Consider the following 21,987-nt stretch of genomic DNA (forward strand, 5'->3'; position numbering starts at 1 on the left):
CGTAAAATACATGCGTGGGAAAAGGCAGAGATTTGCAGGGTACATTTTATTCTGTCAACTATCTCTAATTCATGAAATTTTCCTTACTCTTTGTATCAACGGCCGCGGTGCTTCTGCACGGGCCCCAGGCCGCGTGGGGGCAAGCGCCGCCGCCGCTGGGCGCCGCCGCTAGCTTCGCGCTGTTTACGGCCGTGGGCGCGGTCAACAACGCCGGCCCTACCATCGTTAACGGAAATATTGGTACCAATGCGGGCGCCTTCAGCGGGTTTCCGCCGGGCGTAATCAACATTGGCAGCGCGCTGGTGGCCAGCACTTTTACCACGCAGGCGGCCACCGATGTGCAGACTGCCTACGGCTACTTTTCGGCCAACATCCCCTGCGTTACGTCGCTGGCCATCTACGGCGGCACGCCGGCCGTGACGCTGCTGCCGGGCTCCTACTGCGTAACCGGGGCAACTACGCTGGCCGGCACGCTGATACTGGATGCGGGCGGGGTAGCGAACGCAAAATTTTACTTGCGGGTAAGCGGGGGCGCGCTAACTACGGCTGCCAACTCGAAGGTGGTGCTGGCCGGCGGCGCAACCGCCGACAACGTGTATTGGCAGATTTCGGGCGGGGCCGTTAACCTAGGTCAGAACTCGACCATGCAGGGCACCTTGCTCGTGGATGGCGCCATTAGCATGGCCGAAGGCACGACGCTGATAGGCCGGGGGCTTTCGCGGGCGGGGTCCATTCTGCCGACTTCGACGCCCTCCTTCGTCAGCACCTTTAGCTTGCCAACCGTGACGTCGACCGCCTGGCTGGGTACTGCCAATGGCGGCCTCAACACGGACTGGTACACGGCCGCCAACTGGTCTAATGGCGTACCTACCAGCACCCTAGAAGCCATTGTGCCCACCGGCACTACTCCTTACCCCGTGATTGGCAGCGGCAGCGCGGTGGCCCAGAGCCTCACTATTGGCAGCACAGCCAGCCTCACGCAGGGCGGCGGCACGCTCAATGTGCTCAATGCCATCGACAACAGCGGCACCATCAGCGCCACGGGCGGCACGGTTGCCTTGAGCGGCACCGTGGCGCAGGGCGTGGGCGGCAGCGGCAGCACGCAGTTCTGGAACCTGAGCGTGGCCAACAGCGCCGGGGCCAGCCAGACCGGCGCCCTGAGCGTGCACGGCGTGCTGGGCCTAGCCAGCGGCGGCCTGCGCACCAACGGCCAGCCGCTGACGCTCCTATCTGACGGGCTGGGCACGGCCCTGGTGGTGCAGAGCGCCGGCAACGAAGTAACGGGCCCAGTGACGGTGCAGCGCTACCTCGATGCCAGCGGCAACACCGGCACCACGGGCTACCGCCACTACAGCGCGCCGGTTAGCAATGCCACAGTGGCCAGCCTGAGCACCACCGCCCGCGGCGGCAGCTTCAGCCCGGTGGTTAATCCGTTGTATAACACGGCCATTACAACCAACGGCGTGACGCCCTACCCCTCGGTATACAGCTACGACCAGAGCCGGCTGGCCAACGCTGCCACGGGCACCAACCTGACGGCGTTTGATAAGGGCTACGCGTCGCCCGCCGCGCTCACCGACCCGCTCGCCGTGGGGCAGGGCTATACCGTGCAGATTGGCAATGCCGAGAAAGTGCAGTTTACGGGCCTGCTCAACAACGGTGACCTCACTATTGGCGGGTTGCAGCGCGGTAGCCAAGCTGAAGCCGGCTGGCAGCTGGTGGGCAACCCTTACCCCGCCCCGCTCGATTGGAGCACCGTGGGGAGCAGCCAGCTGTCGGGCGTTGACGCGGCGGTGTACGTGTTTCAGAGCACCCAGGCTTACCAGGGCCGCTACACCTCTTTCACGAATAACGTAGGCGCCGGCAACGGCCTGATTGCGACCGGCCAGGCCTTTTTTGTGCGCACCAGCACGGCCGGCACCACCGGCAGCATCGCCCTCACCAATGCCAACCGCGCCACCACCTTCGATGGTGCCACCAAGTTTCAGCGCCAAATGGCCGAAACGCGCCCCGTACTGCGCCTGAGCCTGGGCCTGGGGGCCCAGGCCGCCACCGTGGCTACGGCCCAGGATGAGGCCTTCGTGTACTATGAGCAAGGCGCTACGGCTGGCTACGAAGGCCAGTTCGATGCCTATAAGCTGGCCAACCCCAGCGGCTACTACCTAGGCACGGCCGCCCAGGTAACCGCCGGCACCCCCGAGCTGGGCCTGAGCATCAGTGGCCGCGCGCCGCTGGCCACGGCCGGCGAGGTAGTGCCCGTATGGCTGAGCGTGCCGGCCGGCAGCTACAGCCTGACGGCTACTTCCCTGGTCAACTTTGCCACGATGGCGGGCGGCACCACAGTGCAGCTGCGCGATGCGCTCACGGGCACGCTCACCAACCTAGGCACCACGCCCAGCTACAGCTTCAGCGTAGCTGCCAATGCCCCGAGCACCGGGCGCTTCTCGCTGCTTTTTGGCACCGCCGCGCCCCTGGCTGCCGCGCCCAGCGCCGCGCTAAGCCAATCGCTGGCTACGCTCTACCCCAACCCCGCCGCGCCGGGCGAAGTCACGCTGGCCCTAACCGGCCTGCCGGCCGAGGTGCGCAGCGTGGAAGCCACGCTGGTTAATGCCCTAGGTCAAGTAATGGGCCGCTACACGCTGGCCGCAAGCCAGGGTGCGGCGCGCACCGGCTTGCCTACTACCGGCCTGGCCGGCGGGGTATACCTGGTGCGCCTGCGCGCCCAGAATGCCCAAGGCCAGCAAGTGGGCAGCCTAGCGGCCCAGCGCCTCAGCCTGCACTAAGCCAACGGGCCGGTTGGGCAGGCGGTTTGCCAGCCGCTCAACCGGCCCCCGCAGTCCCATCTCTTCGCCTTACTTATTGCTTGTTAAATGTTTACTTCTTTGTTATTTTCGTTGCGCCGCCCAGCCTTGCTGGTGGGCCTGCTACTGGCCGCCCTGGTCAGCCACGCCCAGGCCCCCGGCAACGGCGGCGCCACCGGCGGCCCACCCCAGCCCCAGGCCGACCCCACGGCCGTGCCCCTCGATGGGGGCGCCTCGCTGCTGCTGGTGAGCGGGGTGGCCTTCGGCCTAAAAAAACTCCGCGCCCGCCGCCGCGCCAATTAATCCGCCTTGTTCCTAGGTAAGCCACCAGCCGGCTCTTCCGGCTCGGAAGGGCCGGCTGGTGTGCGTTGGGCTCGCGGCCGTGGGCAGCAAGGCTACCCGTTGGCCCGTCACCCGTTTGCAGTTCCCAGGGCGGCACTCCTGGCTACTTTATTTCCTTGCCGCGTCTGCCGCCGCCATGCTCATCCCTTCCTCTGAATCTCCGTTGCCCACTTCCCTGGCCGATGCCGATGTTTTGCAGGCCCTGCTCAACGTCTCCCTCACAGCCCTTGCTCTGCTGCGCCCGCTCTACGGGCCCGGCCCCGACGAACTAACAGACTTTGCCTTCGACTACCTTAACCCCGCCGGCCAGCGGATGCTGGGCTTGCCCGAGCGGCCCGACACCAGCTTCCTCGCTAGTTTTCCTGCCGCCCACGACCCCGAAGTGCTGGCCTTCTGCCGCCGCGTGTATGCGACCGGCGAGGCCGGCACTTTTGAGGGCAACTACCCGCCCGACGGCTTGCATACTGGCTTCCGGGTGGCCGCCCGCCGCCAGGGCCCGCAGCTGGCCGTGAGCTTCACCGGCCCCACCGGCCCGGCGGGCGGCTCCCCGGCGCTGGCCCGGCGCGCAACCCAAGCCGCCGAAGCAACCACTCGTGCCGAAGAGGATGCCCCGCGCCAGTACCCTGACGAGGTGCTGCTGCTGGTGCCGGCCCAGGTTGCCACCTACCAGGGCCCCGACCACGTTTGTGCCTTCGCCAACCCGCGCTATCAGCGCTACTTTTCGGGTCCGGACTTGCTCGGCCGCCCCCTGCGCGAGGCGCCGCCCGAAACCGGCAAGCCAGACCTGTTGGCCCGGCTCGACCGGGTGTACAAAACCGGGGAGCCGTACCACGCCGAGGCCGTAGCGGTCAAGCTGGACTTCACCCGCACCGGGCAGCTGCAGCTAGTGTACCTAGACCTGTTCTACTACCCTTTGCGCGATGCCCAGGGCCGCATTTGCGGCGTCCTGGACTTTAGCTACGACGTGACCGAGCAGGTGGAGGTGCGCCAGCAGGCCCGCCAGCAAGTGCAGGTGCAGGCTGCGCAGTTGCGCCTGCTCATCCGGGAGATGGAGGAGCGCATTGAGGGCCGCACGCTGGCGCTGCGGGTGCACGCCCGCGATGCCCGCCGCGCCCGGGCCGCCGCCGAGCAGCAGCACGCCAGCCTGACGCGCTTCCTGAATAAGACCCACGCCGCCATTTGCGTGCTGCGCGATGCGGCCCAGGTGCTCGACTACTGCAACCCCGCCTTTGAGCGGCTCTTTTCGGGCCAGCCCCTACCGCCCGGCCGCCCCCTGGCCGAGGTGTTTGCCGGGGCCATCGCGCCGGAACTGGTTGCCGCGCTCGGCGAGGTGTACCGCACCGGCGTCTCCTTCATGGGGGTCGAGCAGGAATTGGCCCTGGCCCCGTCTGCCGAGCGGCCCGCCCACCCGCGCTATTTCACGTTCTCTTTCGACGCCTACCAGGAGCAGGGCCGCATCGTGGGGGTTTCCTTCTTCGCCTACGACGTTACGGACGCGGTGCTCGCCCGCCGCCAGAACGATACCTTGCAGGCCGAAGCGCTGGCCGCCGCCCAGCGCCAGGCCCAGGAGCGGGCTACGTTCCACCAGGTGTTCGAGCAAACCCCGGCCGCCATCTGCCTGCTGCGCGAGCCTAATCACCGCATCGAGTACGTAAACCCGGCCTACCAGCGGCTGTTTCCGGGCCGCGAGCTGCGCGGCCGCTCGCTGGTAGATGCCGTGCCCGAGGCCGCGGCCCAGGGGTACGTGGCCCTGCTCGACCAGGTGTACCGCACGGGCGAAACGTACTTTGGTGTGGAGATGCCGCTGGTGCTGGCGCCTTCGGGCGGCGGCCCGCCCACCACAACGTATCTCACTTTTACCTACCAGGCGTTTCAGGAAAACGGCCAGACGGCCGGTCTTTCCATCCTGGCCTACGACGTGACGGAACAGGTGCTGGCCCGCGGCCAGATGCAGGCGCTGCGCCTCGAAGGCGACCGCACCAGCCAGCAACTACTGCGCACGAGCACGGACCTCGACACGTTTATCTACGTGGCGTCTCACGACCTGCGCACGCCGATTGGCAACATCGAGGGCTTGCTGGCGGCGCTGCGGGAGGAACTGCCGGCCGAGGCCCTGCACGCCGGGGTGGTCGAGCCTTTGCTCGACCGGATGCAGCGGTCCGTGGAGCGCTTCCAGCTCACCATCGCCCAGCTCACCGACGTGGCCCTGCTGCAACGGGTTCATACCCAACCCGCTGAAAATGTGGACCTAGCCGCCCTAGTAGAAGACCTGCGCCTTGACCTAGCCCCCGACCTGGCCGCCACCGGGGCTGAGCTCACGGTTACGGTGGCGGCGTGCCCCCACGTGTCGTTTGCGCCGCAGAACCTGCGCAGCATCGTGTACAATTTGCTGAGCAACGCGCTCAAGTACCGGCACCCGGCCCGCCCGCCCATCGTGGAGCTGCGCTGCCGCAGCACCAGCGGTACCGTGGTGCTCGAAGTCCAGGACAACGGGCTGGGGCTAACGGAGGGCCAGCAAGGCCAGCTGTTTGGCCTGTTTCAGCGCCTGCACGACCACGTGGCCGGCACGGGCATCGGCCTCTACATGGTCAAGCGCCTGGTAGAAAACGCCGGGGGCACCATTGCCGTGCAGAGCCAAATTGGGGAAGGCACCACCTTTACCGTCTCGCTGCCCAGCCACGAAACAAGGAGCAAAGCTAAAGAATAGGACGACACTCCCATTTTTAGCCCTCCCTTTCGCCATCTCATGCAAAAGCTCTCCAGTGTTCTATTGGTCGACGACGATGAGTCCACCAACTACTTAAATACGCACCTGCTCAAGCAGCTAGGGGTTACGGACCACGTGCTGGTAGCCCACAACGGGCAGGAAGCGCTGGCGCTACTGGCCCACCACTGCGCCGCCGCGGGGGCGGCGTGTCCGGCGCTGGTGTTGCTTGACCTCCACATGCCCGTCATGGGCGGCATCGATTTTTTGGCGGCTTACCAGCCCCAGCCCCCGGCGCAAGCGATTTACGTGGTCATTCTCACTTCCTCCGCGCATCCCCACGACCTGGCACGCCTGCGGGGCCTGCGCCACATAGCCGTGCTGCAAAAGCCCCTGACGCGGGCCAAAATTGATGCCTTACTGCAAGAGCACTTTCAGCGCCAGCTGGCGGCCTAATAAGTTCAAGACAATGAAGTGTTTGCGTTGCGCTGGCTACCCTAGGTAGGGGGATGCAATTTCCAACGCATGCTTAGTCAAAAGGACTGGCTATTTATTCTAAAACCTCAACCGAATCAGAGAATTTAAAGCGTTAATGAAGAGACTAACGGGTTATTTGGAGTGTATGCACCGCGTCGAAACGGGCACGATGGTTTGCCGGTGGCTAGGCGAAGTCACCCCCGCCGAAATGCGGACGAGTTATCAATATTTATTTGCAGAGGCCCAGGTCCTTGGCTCCCGGCTCTGGCTGCTGGACATTCGGCGGCGCAACAACGAGGACCCGGAAACGGCGCAGTGGCTGCTAGATACCTTTATGCCCACGCTGGCGGCCCATTTTGGCGGCCCAACCTTTCTGTCTTACCTGCTGTCGCCCACTCACTTGGTGCGCGTTGATGACCACGCAATAGATATAGTGCACGTTGCGCAGCTGCAACGGTCCGTCCACGTTGCCCTTTTCAATGAAGAAGGCGCGGCCAACGAGTGGCTGGTGCAGCAAGCTGGTAAAATAAGGGTCGTTTAAAAAGCCTCGGCCCCTACCAGGGTGCCGGCTTCAAGCTGGTAGCTAGCTGCCTAAAAACCGGCAATGAGCGCACTGCTACCCTGCGCGAAACCAGCGTAAAGGGGTGGGTGAGCGACACAGTCACCAGTAGCAGAACGGGCGGTAAAGCGAGGAAGGAATGCACGGCCGGGAGCAGGGAAGCGAGCGGGTGTAAGGCCCGCACCTAATCTAAGGGAACAGGCACTGGGGCGTGAGCTAGGTTACCTAGGGCCATGACTAGTGAGCCGGTACCACCTCGGCGGCGGTGGGCACTACCAGCACCGGTACGGGCGAGCGCGCTAGTAGCTGGGCCGTGACGCTGTGGTGAAACAGCTCGCCTAGGTAGCTGCGCTGACGCGCAAATACCACCAGCAGGTCAGCCTCGGTGTCTTGGACGGCGTTCAGGACACCCTGCTCATAATTGTCGCACTCATAGCCCCTTAGCTCGGGGGAGGCAAGGCCTTTGAGTAGGCCACTGACTTGCACGGCGTGCAGGGCGGCCCCACAGTCGGCATCGTCGCGCACACCGTCCGATACGTGGGCCAAGAACAGCGTGGCTTCCGGCAGGGCCAGCAGCTGGTGCAGCGGCTTGGCGTGGCGGGCTAGTGCGAAGGCTTCGGCATCGGCGGCGATGAGGATGCGGCGTGGGAGCTGGTTAGCTGGGCCGTGGGCGGGTACCACCAGCAGCGGGTGGTGGCCGGCGCGCAGCAGCTCGGCGCAATCGCGGGCCAGGCCGGCGGCATCGGTGAAGTAGGGCTCGGGCCGGGGCAGCACGAAGAGCGCCGGCTGGTGCTGGTCGGCCTGGTCTTGGGCCACTATGGGCAGCAGGTCGAGGGCTATCTCCACGGTGGGGTGGGAGGGCAGCTCGTCGGCGAGCCGGTAGAGCGCGGCAGCGGTGTCGAGCTGGGTGCCTAGCTCGGCCTGGCGCAAGTCTTCGGACAGCACTTCGTAGGGGTCGAAAAGCGAGGCGCGCTTCACGTGCAGCAGCACTAGCTTGCCACCCACTGCCTGGGCCAGGGTATCGGCGTAGCGTACGGCGTGGCGGGCGGCGGCATAAAAGCCGGCGAATACTATCAGGGTGAGGGGCATGGTAGAGAATTTGAAGAAGAGAAGAGTGGGCAAGCGGCGCTAGTCAGTTTTAGACCATAGGTGCGCGGCCAGCAGCAGCACGGGCACCTGCGAGTAGCGCACCACGTCGGCGATGACGCTGCCGCTGAATACTTTGTGCGCCCAGCCGTGGCCCTGGTCGGGCAGCACCACCAGGTCAGCTTCTACCTCATCGGCGGCCTGCCAGATGCCCGCGGCTGGTTGCGCGTCCACTACCTGGCGCAGCTTGGCCTTGGTGAGGGCCGCGGCTAGGCCGCACTGCTGGGCCGCGCGCAGCCCGGCCTGGCCAGCCGGGGGCGCGTCGGGCGATACGACGGTAGCCACGAATGCCTGGCAGCCCAAAATGTCCAGCCGCGGCCCTAGTGACTGCGCCTCGGGCGAGAGCTGAAAAGCCCGGTCCTCCACGGCCAGCAGCAGGCGGCGGGGCGGGTGCTGCGCGGCCAGGGGTAGGTTTTCGGGCACCAATAGCAGGGGGTAGCCCGTCTGGTGAGCCAGCGGCAGCGGGCGGTTGCTCTGCCATTCGTCAAAGGGGCCATCAGTGGCGGTGAGGCCCGCGACCAGCAGCAACGGATGGTACTCGGCCACGACCTGCGCCACGGCGCCCGCCCAGTCTGCCTCGATTATTTGCGTGGTGGCCGGCAAGGGCAGCTCGCTAGCCTTTTGCTGAAGCAGCCAGCTGTCTTCCTGCACGTGCTCAGCGATGGCTTCGTGCATAGCCACCGCCATACGGGGACTGGTGAAGGGCATCGAAAACACGTGCACTAGGTGCAGCGCGGCCCCTAGCGGGGCGGCCAGCGCGGCGGCGTAGGCGCAGGCCCGGTCACCGGCAGGCGAGAAATCGGTGAGCACAACAAGGGCGGGCGGCATAAGTAACGGGGTAAGACAGCAGCAATAGCCTAGGTAGGCTATCGCTGCTTGGGTAATTAAATAATCAGCCTCTTTGCTTTTTGTCAGATACCTAGGCCGGCGCGAGCGCAGCAGATTTCGGCAGTAGCGAGGTAGCCGCTGCTGCCACTTGCGAAGCCATAGCCACCCCGCGCCGTCGGCTGATAAGCTTTTGCAGCTCAACTGCCCAAAACACTAGGCTGGACAAAGCCAGCGTGATGCCCAGTTCGGCCACCGTGAGGCGCTGGGTGCTGAAGAGGTGGTTGCCGAACGGCACGTAAATGATGAGCAGGTACAGCGCCACGGTCAAGGCCACGGCGCCTAGCATGGGCTTGTTGGAAAGCAGCCCGAGGCTAAAAATGGACTCGCGGCGCGAGCGGATGGCCAGCGCCAAGCCTAGCTGGCTGAAGCAGAGCACGGTAAAGGCCATTGTTTGCCAGTGGGGTAGGCCCTGTTGGATGGACCAGGCCTGCATCCCGATGGTGAGGCCGCCCACCAGCAGCCCCACGCCCATAATGAACCAGCCCAGGCCGTCGGCGAAAATGGTCTGGCGCGGGTCCACGGGCGGGCGCTGCATACTGTTCTTTTCGGAGGGCTCGTAGGCCAGCGCCAGGCCGGGTAGCCCGTCGGTGATGAGGTTAATCCACAGAATGTGAATGGCCAGCAGCGTGATGGGCAGGCCCAGCAGCGGCGCAAAAAAGAGGGTCGTGATTTCGCCCACGCTGCCCGCCAAAATGTAGCGGATAAACTTGAGGATGTTGTCGTAGATGCGGCGGCCGTGCTTCACGGCCTCCACGATGGTGGCGAAGTCGTCGTCAAGCAGAATCATGGCTGCCGCTTCCTTGGCCACCTCGGTGCCGTTGATGCCCATGGCGATGCCGATGTCGGCGTTTTTGAGGGCCGGCGCGTCGTTCACGCCGTCGCCAGTCATGGCCACGAACTGGTGCTTGGCCTGCAATGCGTTGATGATGCGCAGCTTTTGGGCCGGGTCTACGCGGGCGTACACGCGCACTTTTTCCACCACGGTGGCAAAGGCGGGCTCATCCAGCGCGGTCAGTTCGGGGCCGGTTAGCACCAGCTCTTCTTTGGAAGAAATAATGCCGAGCTTCTCGGCAATGGCCTGGGCGGTGAGCTTGTGGTCGCCGGTAATCATGACGGGGATGATGCCGGCGGCCTTGCACTCGGCCACGGCCTGGCGGGCTTCTTCCCTAGGTGGGTCAATCAGGCTGGCGAAGCCCAGAAAAGTGAGGTCGGTTTCGACAGTAGCCGGGGTGAGGTCGGCGGGTAGTTCGGGCAGTAGCTTGGCTCCGTAGGCCAGCACCCGGTAGCCCTGGGAGGCTTGCGCATCCACGCGTTGGGTGAGGTCGGCTAGGCTGCCTTGCTGACTGGCGGTGAGCTGCTTATACAACGAGCCGGCCGCTCCTTTGGTGAGTACCAGCACGCCCTGCGGGGTCTGGTGCAGGGTGGTCATGCACTTGCGCTCCGAGTCGAAGGGCAGCTCGGCCAGGCGCGGAAACTGCGCTTCCAGGGCGGGGCGGGCGTAGGCCTTTTCTTCCGCGTAGCGGGCCAGCGCCACCTCGGTCGAGTCGCCCAGCCAGTGGTTCTCTGGGTCGTGGCTGGCGTCGGTATTGAGGGCCATCGCCGTGAGGAGCCCGTTGCGGTCGGCCAGCCCGTCGAGCTGCACCGCAGGCACTTCGTAGAGAGCCTCCACCGTCATCTGGTTGAGGGTGAGCGTGCCCGTTTTGTCGGTGCAGATATAGGTAACCGACCCTAGGGTTTCCACGGCGGGCAGCTTGCGCATCAGAGCGTGGCTTTTCATGAGCCGGCCGGCCCCTAGGGCTAACGAGATGGTAACCAATGCTGGCAGCGCCTCGGGCAGCGCCGCGATGGCCAGCGAGATGGCGACCAGCAGCAGGTTTTCCCAGGGCTCGCCCCGCAGGCAGCCAATCCCGAAAAACAGGGCTCCCACTACCAGCGCCACCACCGAGAGACGCTTGCCCAGGGTGCCCAGCCGCTTTTGCAGCGGCGTCACCACCTCCGCCGTTTGGATGAGGGTCGCAATTTTGCCTAACTCGGTGCCCATGCCGGTGGCCACCACGTAGGCCGTGGCCCGGCCATTAGTGACGGACGTGCCCTTGTAGCCCAAGTTGAGCCGGTCACCGAGCGGGTACTCGCCGGGCGGCAGCGCGGCCACGGTTTTTTCCACGTTGCTGGATTCGCCGGTCAGCGACGACTCGTCCACCTTCAGGGCGTGGGTTTCCAGAAAGCGCACGTCGGCCGGAATGACGTTGCCGGCTTCGAGCAGCACCACGTCGCCGGGCACTAGCTCGGCCGTGGGCACCTGCTGGGTCTGGCCGTCGCGCAGTACCTGGGCGTGGCTGGCGGCCATCTTTTGCAAGGCCTCCATGGCCTTATCGGCCCGGTACTCCTGCACAAAGCCGATGATGGCATTAAGTACCACGATAGCCAGAATGACGTAGGCCGACTTGGCCTCCCCAATGAGCACCGACATCCCGGCGGCGGCCAGCAGCACCAGTATCATCACGTCGGAGAGCTGGTGCAGTACCAACTGCCAGATGGTTTTCTGGTGCGAATTGGTCAGCTGGTTAGGGCCGTGCTCGGCCAGCCGCTGCCCGGCCGTGGCCACGTCGAGGCCGGCCGGCGAGGTCGCCAGCTCGGCGGCTACGTCGGCCACGGGGGTGAGGTAATAGTCCATAAATCAACTAAGTGTGTTTTTGGCTAGGGTCCGAAATCGTCGTGCTGAGCGCAGCGCAGCGGAGTCGAAGCATCTTGCCCGCTTCGTTGCTAGCGTCTGGGAGTTAGTAACCCAGCCAAGATGCTTCGACTCCGCTGCGCTGCGCTCAGCATGACCGCCTTCTTGCTTACTTATTCCTCATCATTTCTCCCCTTTACCCCACCCACTTCCAGTCCTGAATCTCCGGCATGTCCTGGCCGTGGCGGTAGATATACTGCTTGTGCTCCACGAGCTTATCCTTGAGCAGCTGCTTGAGGTGCGCGCCGCGGTTGCCGAGCTGGGGCACGCGGTCGAGCACGTCCATTACCAGGTGAAAGCGGTCTAGCTCGTTGAGCACCGTCATGTCGAAGGCCGTCGTGATGGTGCCTTCTTCCTTATAGCCGCGCACGTGCAAGTGGGTGTTGTTGGGGCGGTTGTAGGTGAGGCGGTGCACCAGCCAGGGGTAGCCGTGGAAGGCGAAAATCACCGGCTTGTCGCGGGTGAACAGCGCGTCGTAGTCGGCATCGCTCAGGCCGTGCGGGTGGTCGATACTGCGCTGGAGACGCAGCAAATCCACCACGTTCACGACCCGGATTTTCAGCTCTGGCAGGTGCTCGCGCAGGATGGAGACGGCGGCCAGGGTTTCGAGGGTGGGCACGTCGCCGCAGCAGGCCATGATGGCGTCGGGCTCCTGGCCGGCGTCGGAGCTGGCCCAGGGCCAGATGCCGATGCCCTGGGTGCAGTGCTTGATAGCGGCGTCCATGCTCAGCCACTGCGGAGCGGGGTGCTTGGCGGCCACGATGACGTTCACGTAGTGGCGGCTGCGCAGGCAGTGGTCCATTACCGAGAGCAGGCAGTTGGCATCGGGTGGCAGGTACACCCGCACGATGCTAGCTTTTTTGTTCACCACGTGGTCCATAAAGCCGGGGTCCTGGTGCGTGAAGCCGTTGTGGTCCTGCCGCCACACGGTGCTGGTGAGCAGGTAGTTGAGCGAGGCGATGTTGCGGCGCCACGGAATCTCGGCGGTCGATTTCAGCCACTTGGCGTGCTGGTTGAACATCGAATCGACGATGTGAATGAACGCCTCGTAGCTGTTGAACAGTCCGTGCCGGCCGGTCAGTAAGTAGCCTTCCAGCCAGCCTTCGCACTGGTGTTCGCTTAGCATTTCCACCACGCTGCCCGCGGGGGCCAGAAACTCGTCGTGCGCGGCCGTGTCGGCGTCCCACTGCCGGTTCGTCACCTCAAACACCGACCCTAGCTTGTTGGAAAGTGTCTCGTCGGGGCCGAAGATGCGGAAGTTGCGCGGCGCGGAATTGCGCTGCACGATGTCGCGCAGAAATTTGCCTACCGTGCCCGTATCGCTGGCTTCTACCGTGCCCGGTGCGGGCACGGCCACGGCATAGTCGGCAAAATCGGGTAGGTGCAGCGGTTGCAGCAGCAAGCCGCCGTTGGCGTGGGGGTTGGCGCCCATGCGGCGGGCACCTAGGGGGGCCAGCTCGGCTAGCTCGGGCAGCAGGCGGCCGGCTTCGTCAAATAGCTCTTCGGGCCGGTAGCTTCTCAGCCAGGCTTCTAGCTGCGCCAGGTGCGCGGGCGGCGTATCGGCCGACACGGCCAGCGGCACCTGGTGGGCGCGGAAAGAGCCTTCGTTGGGCTGGCCATCCACTTCCTTGGGGCCGGTCCAGCCCTTGGGCGAGCGCAGCACGATGAGCGGCCAGCGCGGCCGGGTAGGCTCGGTCTGCGACTGGGCGTTGTGCTGAATGGCCAGGATATTTTCCACGGCCTCGTCGAGCGCCAGGGCCATGGCCTGGTGCATCAGCTCGGGCTCGTGGCCCTCCACGTAGTAGGGCGTCCAGCCGTAGCCGCGCAGCAGCTGGTCCAGTTCCTCGTGGGTGATGCGGGCCAGCACCGTGGGGTTGGAAATCTTGTAGCCGTTGAGGTGCAGAATGGGCAGTACCGCGCCGTCGCTGATGGGGTTCAGGAACTTGTTGCCGTGCCAGGCGGTGGCCAGCGGGCCGGTTTCGGCTTCGCCGTCGCCAATCACGCAGGCCACGATGAGTTCGGGGTTATCGAACACCGCCCCGAAGGCGTGGCTCAGCGAGTAGCCCAGCTCGCCGCCCTCGTGGATGGAGCCCGGCGTCTGGGGCCCCGCGTGGCTCGAAATGCCGCCCGGAAACGAGAACTGCCGAAACAGCTTTCGCAGCCCCGCCTCGTCCTGACTGATGTGGGGGTACACCTCGCTGTACGTGCCCTCCAGGTAGGTGCCCGCCACCACCGCCGGCCCGCCGTGGCCGGGGCCACAGACGTAAATCATGTCCAGGTCGTACCGGCTAATTACCCGGTTGAGGTGGGTGTAAATGAAGTTCTGGCCCGGCGTAGTGCCCCAATGCCCCAGCAGCAGCGGCTTGATGTGGGCCAGCGTCAGCGGCTCGCGCAGCAAGGGATTGTCGTACAAATACATCTGGCCCACCGATAGGTAGTTGGCCGCCCGCCAGTAGGCATCGATAAGCCGGAGGGTATCGGGCGCGAGCGGGGTAGCAAAAGCCAGGGCCGGGGCCGGCGCGAGGAGGGTAGTTTCCATAGAGGCTGGGAGGGTTTTGGATGGGTTCTTCGTTGACGCTAATGGGTCGACCGGCGTAGTTTCCGCGGTGGTTCCGGTCCGCTGGCGTGAGCCGGCCGACCGGGGCCACCGCGCTGCTTTTGCAGTAGGGTACCCTAGGCGGCCAGGGCGCCGGGGTGGCTTGCCCGGTGCGCCTGCACCACCGAGCCAACAAAGACTTCGTGGACCTGTAATACCAGGGTTTGCACCGCGGCCTTGGCGACTTCGCGCTGCTGCCGGGCGCGGGCGCGCTGCTCTTTGGCCAGCAGGCGCTCAAATTTTTTGGCTAGCTTCTTCGCGGAGCCAGCCAGCAGCTTCCGCATTTGCCGGGCGTGCTTCTTGGTCAACTCATCCAGTTCGGCAGATAGGTTTTGAGATAGCTCGAACTTTGGGGTGGGGGTTGTTGCGGCGAGTTTCATTGAAATTTGATAGGAAAGCGATAATAGCTTAAGCACTTGACTAGGTGCTATTTGGCGAGGTAAGCGCCGTCGACCGGGTAGTAGGCGCCGGTCACGAACGAGGCCCGCTCGGAGCTGAGCCAGATGACCAGCTCGGCCACCTCTTCGGGCCGGCCCAGCCGGCCGATGGGGTGCAGCGCCACCAGCCCGGCCTTGGTTTCGGGGCTGAAACCCTGGAGCAGCGGCGTGTCGATGTAGGCGGGGCCCACGGCGTTGATGCGGATACCCTGGGCGGCGTATTCCATGGCCGCCGTTTTGGTGAGGCCCACCACGCCGTGCTTGGCCGTGACGTAGCCCGCCAGCGTGGGCGTGCCCACCTGCCCCAGGATGGAGGACATGTTGATAATCGCGCCGTGGCCCTGCTTTAGCATCACTTCCAGCTCGTACTTGAGGCAGAAGAAGACGCTGTTCAGGTTCACATTAATGATGCGCTGCCAGCCTTCGAGCGACATGTCGGCCGTCAGGCTCATCTCGCCCGTGATGCCGGCGTTGTTGCAGGCCACGTCGAGGCTACCGAAAGCGGCCACCGTTTCCTGCACCAACTGCCGGCACTGGGCGGGGTCGCCCACGTCGGCCCGAAAAAACCGGGCTTTGCCGCCGGCGGCCTCAATCTCGGCCGCCACCTGCTGGCCCTGGGTTTCGTCGATGTCCGACACCATAACGTTGGCGCCGTACTGCCCATAGAGCTGGGCTACGGCCTTGCCAATGCCCGAAGCGCCCCCGGTAACGAGGGCGGTTTTACCTTGCAAATCGTTGTTTATCAGTTTCATAAAAAATGCGTGATGGTGGGCTGGTAACGGCCCGCTCGGTTGTTAAAGCGATGCCCGGCTGCATGCCGGGCCCTGGGGCGGCTAGGCCTCGGTGGGTAGTACCAGCACCGGGATGGTGCTGTGCTTCAGCACCTGCGCCGTGACGCTGTGGTGGAATAATTCGCCCCAAAAGCTGCGGGGCCGCGCTAGCACCACCACCAAATCGTAGTCTTCGGGCTGGGCCACTGCCAGAATGCCCTCGGCCGGCGCGGTGGCCGTGGAGTGGCGGAAGCGCACGGGCGTGGGCAGGTCGATAGCCAGCCCCGTCCACCGCACCGATTCCAACACCTCGGCCGCCCGGTCCGCGGGGCCGGGGTGGGCGGCCACGTGCACCACGGTCAGCTTCGCCCCTAGGGTATTGAGCAGGTGGCGAGCCATGCCGGCATAGTCACCCAGCGTGAAAGCCTCGCGGTCGAGGGCCAGCAGCACGCGCTGGGGTGGGGCCGTGGTGGCCACAGCGGCCGGCACCACCAGCAGGGGGTAGGGCGCCGTGCGCAGAATGTCGAGCGCCGTGGTGTGCACTAGCTCGTCGGGGATGTCGGCGTAGTCGGCCCGGCCCAGCACCACCAGCAGCGGATGGTGCCGGCTCACGGCGTCGGCCACGGCCACCGCCACGCGGCCGTGGCCAATCTCCACCACTACCGGCACGGCCAGGTCGCTGGCTACCCGGCTCAGGGCCAGATTAGTCGCCTCCTGGCTCAGGTTCGAAAATGTACCGGTGAGTATCTCCGGGTCGAGAATAGAATCGCGGCGCACGTGCAGCAGCACCAGCCGCGCGCCGAGCGGCGCGGCCAGGTTGGTAGCGTAGTCGAGCGCCCGGTCGGCGGCCTGGAAGAAGTCGGTGAGAATGAGCAGCGAAGGCGTCATGGGGCGGTGATTAACACAGGGGTAAAATCACTGGCAAAGGACCGGCGGGCGGGCTGCCATCGGCATGCGGAAAGTCAAGCCCACCGCATGATTTTCATCAAGTTGCCGGCCTAGGCGGGGGCGTAATCTTGTGCCATCGCCCGCCGGCCGCCGGCCTCGGGCACCTTTTTTCCAGCTGCTGGCTGCCCCTCCACCACCGCCCATGACCATTACCGTTTTCAGCGCCTATCCCTTCGAGCGTCCCTACCTCACCGCCGCCGCGCAGGGCCACTCCGCCCTGGCTTTTTTGGACGCGGCCCTGACTCTGGACACCGCTGCGCAGGCCGCCGGCAGCACCGCCGTGGCCGTTTTTGTGAATGACGACGCCTCTGAGCCGGTGCTCGAAAAGCTCGCGGCGCTGGGTGTGCGCTACCTGCTAGTGCGCGCCGCTGGCCACGATAACGTGGACCTGCCCGCCGCCCACCGCCTGGGTTTGCGCGTGGCCACCGTGCCCCACTATTCGCCCTTCGCCATTGCCGAGCACGCCCTGGCCCTGATGCTGGCCCTCAACCGCCACCTGCGCCAGGCCGATGCCCAGGTGCGCCGCGCCGACTTCCGGCTCGACAATCTCGTGGGCTTCGACCTGCACGGCAAAACGGTGGGCATCGTGGGCTGCGGCACCATTGGCGGCACGCTGGCGGGCCTGCTGCACGGCTTCGGCTGCCGCCTGCTGGGCACCGACGTGCAACCCGATGCCACCCTCACCCAGCGCTACGGCCTCACCTACGTGCCGCTGGACGAGCTCTGTGCCCAGTCCGACGTCATCTCGCTGCACGCGCCGCTCACCTCCGCTACCCGCCACCTCTTCGACGCCGCCCGGCTGGCCCGCCTCAAGCGCGGGGCCATGCTTATCAACACGGGTCGGGGCGCGCTGCTCGATACTGCGGCGGCCCTCGTGGCCCTCGAATCGGGCCAGCTGGGCTACCTAGGGCTGGATGTGTACGAGCACGAGAAAGGCCTATTTTTCAATGACCACTCGCAGCACCCCCTGCAAGATGAGCTGCTGGGGCGGCTGCTGGCCCTTCCCAATGCGCTCGTAACCGGCCATCAGGGCTTCCTGACCCACGACGCGCTCACCAACATCGCCGCCACTACCCTCGAAACGCTGGGCTGCTGGCTGGCCGGGCAGCTTACCGCCAATGAGATACTGCCCGCCCCAGCAGTAACCGCCTTGGCTTAGGTGCTTGTTGTAAAGAAAGCTACTTGCTCTACTACCCAGCCTGCGTCATTGCCCAGGAGACTTGTTCCGCTTTCATTTCTTAGCCCAGCCACTCGGCATTCAGCGGTTGTGTTGCCGGAGCTGGCCCCGGCCGCTGGTGTGCCGACCGAGGCCTTGGCAACATCCTAGGTGTATCAATAAGCTGATGCTCTTACGGGCCGGCCAATTGTCTTTATACCCGACCGCGCCGGTCCCAAATACGCGGTGCCTGTCGGCGTGGTCGAGCGTGGCCTTAACCCTTTTAGGGTGGTGTACCCGGCGGCGCGGTGGGCTTGCTAGCCATGCTCTTCGGCGCAATGCCGTGCCTAGGTAGGCTCGGCGGCTTAGTGCTGTGTCCGGCAGCAGGGCCGCTGCTGGCGCCTACCTCGGGCATGGCTGTAACTCCGTAATTCCTTGGTAAGGAGGCGAACATCGACCAGGTGAGAGGCCGCACTATTGAAATTGGAAACTTGCTCGCTCCCAAAAGAGCAGTGCTTCAATAAGAAGCGATTGCACTTCTTCGGCCGGGACAGTCCTATGCGCAAGTGGTACTCCTAAGACGCAAAAAAGCCTCTCAGAGGCTCTGAGAGGCTTTTGTTTTGCGCTTTTCAGCGACTTGGTGTAGTCCGTAGGGGAATCGAACCCCTGTTGGTAGAATGAAAATCTACTGTCCTAACCCCTAGACGAACGGACCGGGTTATGGTGATATAGCAAGTGTAACTACTCGGTGAGGGGATAGCCTCGAAGTAGTCCGTAGGGGAATCGAACCCCTGTTGGTAGAATGAAAATCTACTGTCCTAACCCCTAGACGAACGGACCGTTTTTGTTTCGGTGGTGCAAAGGTACGAAAACATAGCTTCAAAGCAAATACTGGCCTTGATAAAAATGTCTGGGCATTAAAACTGCGCTGATTTTCAGCCGGAAAAAAACTGCGCAGGGGCATTATTTGTTGAAGCGGGCAGGAGACACAAGGACGGATAGGCGGTAAACTCGCCCTACCCCTTACCTTCGCCCCGTATTTCATTGGTGCCGCTTGGGCGGCCCGCCCTACTTCCATTTTTCCCAACAACAATGGCAAAAATTAAAGTCGCCATCAACGGCTTCGGCCGCATTGGCCGCCTCACCTTCAAGTCGCTGCTTGGGCGCGACAACGTGGAGATTGTGGCTATCAACGACCTGACGGACAACAAGACGCTGGCTCACCTGCTCAAGTATGACTCCATCCACGGCCGTTTCGACGGCACGGTGAGCTACGACGACAATAGCCTGACCGTAAATGGCCAGCACATCGCGGCCCTGGCCGAGCGCGACCCCAAGCTGCTGCCCTGGAAAGACATGGGCGTCGACATTGTGCTCGAAAGCACGGGCCGCTTTGTGGATGAAGCCGGCGCTGGTCAGCACATTACGGCGGGTGCCAAAAAGGTAGTTATCTCGGCCCCGGCAACCGGCAACATTCCCACGGTAGTACTCGGCGTGAACGAGGACACCCTAAAGGGTGACGAAACCATCATCTCGAACGCAAGCTGCACCACCAACTGCCTGGCCCCGATGGCCAAGGTGCTAGACGATGTTTTTGGCATCGAGAAAGGCTACATCACCACGGTGCACGCTTACACCTCGGACCAGAACCTGCAAGACGCGCCTCACAAAGACCTGCGCCGCGCCCGCGCCGCTGCCTACAGCATCATCCCGACCTCGACCGGGGCTGCCAAGGCCGTGGGCCTGGTGCTGCCTACCCTGAAAGGTAAGCTCGATGGTATCGCCATGCGCGTGCCCGTGCCGGACGGCTCGCTGACTGACCTGACCGTGATTCTGAAGAAAGAAGCCACCAAGCAGGAAATCAACGACGCCATCAAAGCGGCCGCTGACGGCGCCATGAAAGGTATTCTGGAGTACACCACCGACCCGATTGTGAGCATCGACATCGTGGGCAACCCGCATTCGTGCATCTTCGACTCGGAGCTGACTTCGACCAATGGCACGCTGGCCAAAGTAGTGGGCTGGTACGACAACGAAACCGGCTACTCGACCCGCACCGCCGACCTCATCCAGAAGCTGGGTGAGAAAATGGTAGGGTAATTAGTAGTGATTAACGAGTAGTGGGTAGTGATTAGCTGCTGATAATTAATCACTACCCACTAATCACTAAAAAAAGGCCTGCCTGCTAGGCAGGCCTTTTTATTTTCTGGCCTGATGGGTTGCCCTTGGTAGCCTTGCGTGTTTTATGCCGCGTACCTGTTTTATTTTTAATCCGATGGCCGGTACTGGCCGCCGGGCCGAGTTTCCGGCGCTGCTGGCGCGATACTTTGGCTCGGAAGCCAGCGGCGACTACTTGCTACGCCCCACCGAAGGGCCCGGCCACGCTACCGAACTGGCCCGCGCGGCGGCCCAGGCCGGCTGTCGGGTGGTAGTGGCCGTGGGCGGCGATGGCACCGTGAATGAGGTAGGGCAAGGGCTTCTGCATCAGGAAAATACCGCTATGGGCATCGTGCCCCGCGGCTCGGGCAATGGCCTGGCCCGCCACCTGAAGGTGCCGCTGAACCTAGGGGCCGCCCTGCGGCGGCTGAGGCAGCCCGCCTTCAGCCGCATGGATGTGGGATGCATAAATGACCGGCCATTCTTTTGCACGGCGGGGTTAGGCTTCGACGCGCGGGTGAGCCAGCAATTTGCGCAGGCTGGCTCGCGGGGCCTCAGCACCTACCTGCGCGTGACGTTGCAGGAATATAAAACGTTTGAGCCCGTGCCGATAGCGGTTGATACCAACGGCCAGACGCTGCGCACCGATTGCTACGTGCTGGCCTTTGCCAACGCCTCGCAGTATGGCAACGACGTGTACATCGCCCCCAATGCCAGCCTCCAGGATGGCCTGCTCGATATGTGCCTCATCAATGCGCTGCCGCCCTGGCGGGCGGTGCAGGTGGCCATGGGTATGGCCCTGGGCACGCTGCCGCGCACGGGCGGCGCGGCCTACAGCCACACCAGCCACGCCACGGTGCGGGCCGCCGCGCCCATCGGCTACCACGCCGATGGCGACTACCTAGGGCACGCCACCGAGTTCGTTATCGACTTGCTGCCGCTGGCGCTGGAGGTGGCCATGTGAGGCCCGCCGGCAACGTAGGGCGGTTTTGATGGCATAAATGTGGACGCGGCCGCCATTTTTTCGGGAAAAAACTGGACAAAAAGAGCCGTTAAATGGTTATCAGGCCGTTCTGTCTTCGCTAAGTTTTACTAACCCAATGTCTCAGGATTTTATTCAGGAGCTGCAAACGCAGTTGCGGCCCGCCCGCCAGCGCATGGTCGACCACCCGCTCTACCGCCGCATTCAGTCGCTCGACGACCTGCGGGTGTTCATGAGCCACCACGTATTCGCGGTTTGGGATTTTATGTCGCTGCTCAAAGCCTTGCAGCGCGACCTCACCTGCGTGACGCTGCCGTGGGTGCCCACCGGCAATTCCGCCACGCGCCGCCTCATCAACGACATCGTGCTGGAAGAAGAAACTGACCTCGACCCCGAGGGCCGGCCCACCAGCCACTTCGAGCTGTACCTACGCGCCATGCGCGAAGCCGGGGCCGACACCGCCCCCGCCGAGCGCCTGCTGGCGGCCCTGGCCCAAGGGGCCAGCGTCACGGAAGCCCTAGGTGCCGCTGAAGCTCCGGCCAACGTGCAAGCCTTTGTAAAGCACACGTTTGAGGTCATTGCCAGCGGGCACACGCACGCCGTGGCCGCCGCCTTCACTTTCGGGCGGGAGGATGTGATACCCGACATGTTTCGCAACTTGGTAGCTGACCTAGGGCAGCGTTTTCCGGGCCAACTCGACACGTTTATTTATTACCTCAACCGCCACATCGAGCTCGATGAGGACCACCACGCGCCGCTGGCTCACCAAATGGTGCGCGAGCTCTGCGGCACCGATGCCACCCGCTGGCGCGAGGCCGCCGACGTGGCCGCCCAAGGCATGGCCGCCCGCGTGGCCCTCTGGGATGGCATAGCGGCGGCGCTGGCCAAAGAGCCGGCCGCCGCATAGACCTTTGCCACTATGAAAAAAGACCAGCCGCAGCGCCAGGGAGTAGTTTATTCAACCAACTCCGACTTTAGCTACCAAACCAACGAGCCCACCGAGGCCACCACCCTGCCGCCCCAGCAGCAGCAGCTGCGCGTGCAGCTTGATAAGAAGCAGCGCGGCGGCAAGCAGGTCACGCTCATCACGGGCTTCGTGGGCCGGGAGGAAGATTTACAGACCCTAGGTAAACTCCTCAAAACCAAGTGCGGCGTGGGCGGCAGCGCCAAAGATGGCGAAGTAGTAATCCAAGGCGACTTCCGCGCCAAAGTGCTGGAGATTCTTCTGAAAGAAGGCTACAAAGCCAAGCAGATAGGGGGGTAGGGTGCTATAGGTAATGGGGTAATTGGCGT

General features: G+C 64.1%; 17 protein-coding genes and 2 tRNA genes. 10 read left to right on the forward strand and 9 right to left on the reverse strand.

The window, feature by feature from the left end; genetic code table 11:
• Window positions 1–71 precede the first annotated feature (71 nt).
• The 5 genes from ACFSDX_RS21920 to ACFSDX_RS21940 all read left to right on the forward strand — a co-directional run bounded on the left by ACFSDX_RS21920 (window position 72) and on the right by ACFSDX_RS21940 (window position 6,865).
• Complete coding sequence (locus ACFSDX_RS21920) at window positions 72–2,783, forward strand: ice-binding family protein (RefSeq protein WP_382317499.1); 2,712 nt, start codon at window positions 72–74, stop codon at window positions 2,781–2,783.
• Between the two features lie 87 nt (window positions 2,784–2,870).
• Window positions 2,871–3,104, forward strand: a complete 234-nt coding sequence (locus tag ACFSDX_RS21925; RefSeq protein ID WP_382317501.1) for a PID-CTERM protein-sorting domain-containing protein — start codon at window positions 2,871–2,873, stop codon at window positions 3,102–3,104.
• Window positions 3,105–3,306: 202 nt separating this feature from the next.
• The gene (locus ACFSDX_RS21930) at window positions 3,307–5,850 is read left to right on the forward strand and encodes a PAS domain-containing sensor histidine kinase (protein WP_382317503.1); all 2,544 of its coding nucleotides are present in this window, start codon (window positions 3,307–3,309) and stop codon (window positions 5,848–5,850) included.
• A gap of 39 nt (window positions 5,851–5,889) precedes the next feature.
• Window positions 5,890–6,303: a response regulator gene (locus ACFSDX_RS21935; protein ID WP_382317505.1), complete on the forward strand. Its 414-nt coding sequence runs from the start codon at window positions 5,890–5,892 to the stop codon at window positions 6,301–6,303.
• Between the two features lie 166 nt (window positions 6,304–6,469).
• Window positions 6,470–6,865: a hypothetical protein gene (locus ACFSDX_RS21940; RefSeq protein ID WP_382317507.1), complete on the forward strand. Its 396-nt coding sequence runs from the start codon at window positions 6,470–6,472 to the stop codon at window positions 6,863–6,865.
• Between the two features lie 255 nt (window positions 6,866–7,120).
• Here ACFSDX_RS21940 and ACFSDX_RS21945 read toward each other — a convergent pair whose 3' ends face one another.
• From ACFSDX_RS21945 to ACFSDX_RS21975, 7 genes are all read right to left on the reverse strand, one after another.
• Window positions 7,121–7,972, reverse strand: coding sequence for a universal stress protein (locus tag ACFSDX_RS21945; RefSeq protein ID WP_382317509.1), 852 nt, complete (start codon window positions 7,970–7,972; stop codon window positions 7,121–7,123).
• 39 nt (window positions 7,973–8,011) lie between these two features.
• Window positions 8,012–8,857 (reverse strand): universal stress protein, encoded by an 846-nt coding sequence (locus ACFSDX_RS21950; RefSeq protein ID WP_382317511.1) that lies wholly within the window; start codon window positions 8,855–8,857, stop codon window positions 8,012–8,014.
• A 91-nt stretch (window positions 8,858–8,948) separates the two neighbouring features.
• Window positions 8,949–11,591, reverse strand: coding sequence for a cation-translocating P-type ATPase (locus ACFSDX_RS21955; protein WP_382317513.1), 2,643 nt, complete (start codon window positions 11,589–11,591; stop codon window positions 8,949–8,951).
• Window positions 11,592–11,784: 193 nt separating this feature from the next.
• The gene (locus ACFSDX_RS21960; RefSeq protein ID WP_382317514.1) at window positions 11,785–14,187 is read right to left on the reverse strand and encodes a phosphoketolase family protein; all 2,403 of its coding nucleotides are present in this window, start codon (window positions 14,185–14,187) and stop codon (window positions 11,785–11,787) included.
• A gap of 134 nt (window positions 14,188–14,321) precedes the next feature.
• Window positions 14,322–14,624, reverse strand: a complete 303-nt coding sequence (locus ACFSDX_RS21965; RefSeq protein WP_382317516.1) for a hypothetical protein — start codon at window positions 14,622–14,624, stop codon at window positions 14,322–14,324.
• A 47-nt stretch (window positions 14,625–14,671) separates the two neighbouring features.
• A complete protein-coding gene (locus ACFSDX_RS21970) occupies window positions 14,672–15,424 on the reverse strand; it encodes an SDR family NAD(P)-dependent oxidoreductase (RefSeq protein ID WP_382318219.1) in 753 nt (250 codons plus the stop codon).
• A gap of 90 nt (window positions 15,425–15,514) precedes the next feature.
• Entirely contained in the window at window positions 15,515–16,339 is an 825-nt protein-coding gene (locus ACFSDX_RS21975) for a universal stress protein (RefSeq protein WP_382317518.1), read from the reverse strand.
• 202 nt (window positions 16,340–16,541) lie between these two features.
• Here ACFSDX_RS21975 and ACFSDX_RS21980 point away from each other — a divergent pair, with 202 nt between their 5' ends.
• Window positions 16,542–17,558, forward strand: coding sequence for a 2-hydroxyacid dehydrogenase (locus tag ACFSDX_RS21980; RefSeq protein ID WP_382317520.1), 1,017 nt, complete (start codon window positions 16,542–16,544; stop codon window positions 17,556–17,558).
• A gap of 640 nt (window positions 17,559–18,198) precedes the next feature.
• Here ACFSDX_RS21980 and ACFSDX_RS21985 read toward each other — a convergent pair.
• Both ACFSDX_RS21985 and ACFSDX_RS21990 read right to left on the reverse strand, forming a co-directional pair.
• A tRNA-Glu gene (locus tag ACFSDX_RS21985) sits at window positions 18,199–18,270 on the reverse strand.
• Between the two features lie 53 nt (window positions 18,271–18,323).
• A tRNA-Glu gene (locus ACFSDX_RS21990) sits at window positions 18,324–18,395 on the reverse strand.
• A gap of 252 nt (window positions 18,396–18,647) precedes the next feature.
• Here ACFSDX_RS21990 and gap point away from each other — a divergent pair.
• The 4 genes from gap to ACFSDX_RS22010 all read left to right on the forward strand — a co-directional run bounded on the left by gap (window position 18,648) and on the right by ACFSDX_RS22010 (window position 21,958).
• Window positions 18,648–19,655, forward strand: coding sequence for a type I glyceraldehyde-3-phosphate dehydrogenase (gap, locus tag ACFSDX_RS21995; protein WP_382317522.1), 1,008 nt, complete (start codon window positions 18,648–18,650; stop codon window positions 19,653–19,655).
• Between the two features lie 145 nt (window positions 19,656–19,800).
• Complete coding sequence (locus ACFSDX_RS22000; RefSeq protein ID WP_382317524.1) at window positions 19,801–20,676, forward strand: diacylglycerol/lipid kinase family protein; 876 nt, start codon at window positions 19,801–19,803, stop codon at window positions 20,674–20,676.
• A gap of 136 nt (window positions 20,677–20,812) precedes the next feature.
• Window positions 20,813–21,601, forward strand: coding sequence for a DUF3050 domain-containing protein (locus ACFSDX_RS22005; protein WP_382317526.1), 789 nt, complete (start codon window positions 20,813–20,815; stop codon window positions 21,599–21,601).
• A 12-nt stretch (window positions 21,602–21,613) separates the two neighbouring features.
• Window positions 21,614–21,958, forward strand: a complete 345-nt coding sequence (locus tag ACFSDX_RS22010) for a translation initiation factor (RefSeq protein ID WP_382317528.1) — start codon at window positions 21,614–21,616, stop codon at window positions 21,956–21,958.
• The last annotated feature ends 29 nt before the right edge of the window (window positions 21,959–21,987 follow it).

The organism is Hymenobacter bucti, from assembly GCF_042681145.1.
GTDB classification, from domain to species: Bacteria; Bacteroidota; Bacteroidia; order Cytophagales; family Hymenobacteraceae; genus Hymenobacter; species Hymenobacter bucti.

Coding starts and splice junctions, on each gene's coding strand:
- ACFSDX_RS21955 (WP_382317513.1), bottom strand. CDS start 11,591: ATGGACTATTACCTCACCCCCGTGGCCGACGTAGCCGCCGAGCTGGCG.
- ACFSDX_RS21935 (WP_382317505.1), top strand. CDS start 5,890: ATGCAAAAGCTCTCCAGTGTTCTATTGGTCGACGACGATGAGTCCACC.
- ACFSDX_RS22010 (WP_382317528.1), top strand. CDS start 21,614: ATGAAAAAAGACCAGCCGCAGCGCCAGGGAGTAGTTTATTCAACCAAC.
- ACFSDX_RS22000 (WP_382317524.1), top strand. CDS start 19,801: ATGCCGCGTACCTGTTTTATTTTTAATCCGATGGCCGGTACTGGCCGC.
- ACFSDX_RS21980 (WP_382317520.1), top strand. CDS start 16,542: ATGACCATTACCGTTTTCAGCGCCTATCCCTTCGAGCGTCCCTACCTC.
- ACFSDX_RS21940 (WP_382317507.1), top strand. CDS start 6,470: ATGCACCGCGTCGAAACGGGCACGATGGTTTGCCGGTGGCTAGGCGAA.
- ACFSDX_RS21925 (WP_382317501.1), top strand. CDS start 2,871: ATGTTTACTTCTTTGTTATTTTCGTTGCGCCGCCCAGCCTTGCTGGTG.
- ACFSDX_RS21945 (WP_382317509.1), bottom strand. CDS start 7,972: ATGCCCCTCACCCTGATAGTATTCGCCGGCTTTTATGCCGCCGCCCGC.
- ACFSDX_RS21950 (WP_382317511.1), bottom strand. CDS start 8,857: ATGCCGCCCGCCCTTGTTGTGCTCACCGATTTCTCGCCTGCCGGTGAC.
- ACFSDX_RS22005 (WP_382317526.1), top strand. CDS start 20,813: ATGTCTCAGGATTTTATTCAGGAGCTGCAAACGCAGTTGCGGCCCGCC.
- ACFSDX_RS21960 (WP_382317514.1), bottom strand. CDS start 14,187: ATGGAAACTACCCTCCTCGCGCCGGCCCCGGCCCTGGCTTTTGCTACC.
- gap (WP_382317522.1), top strand. CDS start 18,648: ATGGCAAAAATTAAAGTCGCCATCAACGGCTTCGGCCGCATTGGCCGC.
- ACFSDX_RS21920 (WP_382317499.1), top strand. CDS start 72: ATGAAATTTTCCTTACTCTTTGTATCAACGGCCGCGGTGCTTCTGCAC.
- ACFSDX_RS21965 (WP_382317516.1), bottom strand. CDS start 14,624: ATGAAACTCGCCGCAACAACCCCCACCCCAAAGTTCGAGCTATCTCAA.
- ACFSDX_RS21975 (WP_382317518.1), bottom strand. CDS start 16,339: ATGACGCCTTCGCTGCTCATTCTCACCGACTTCTTCCAGGCCGCCGAC.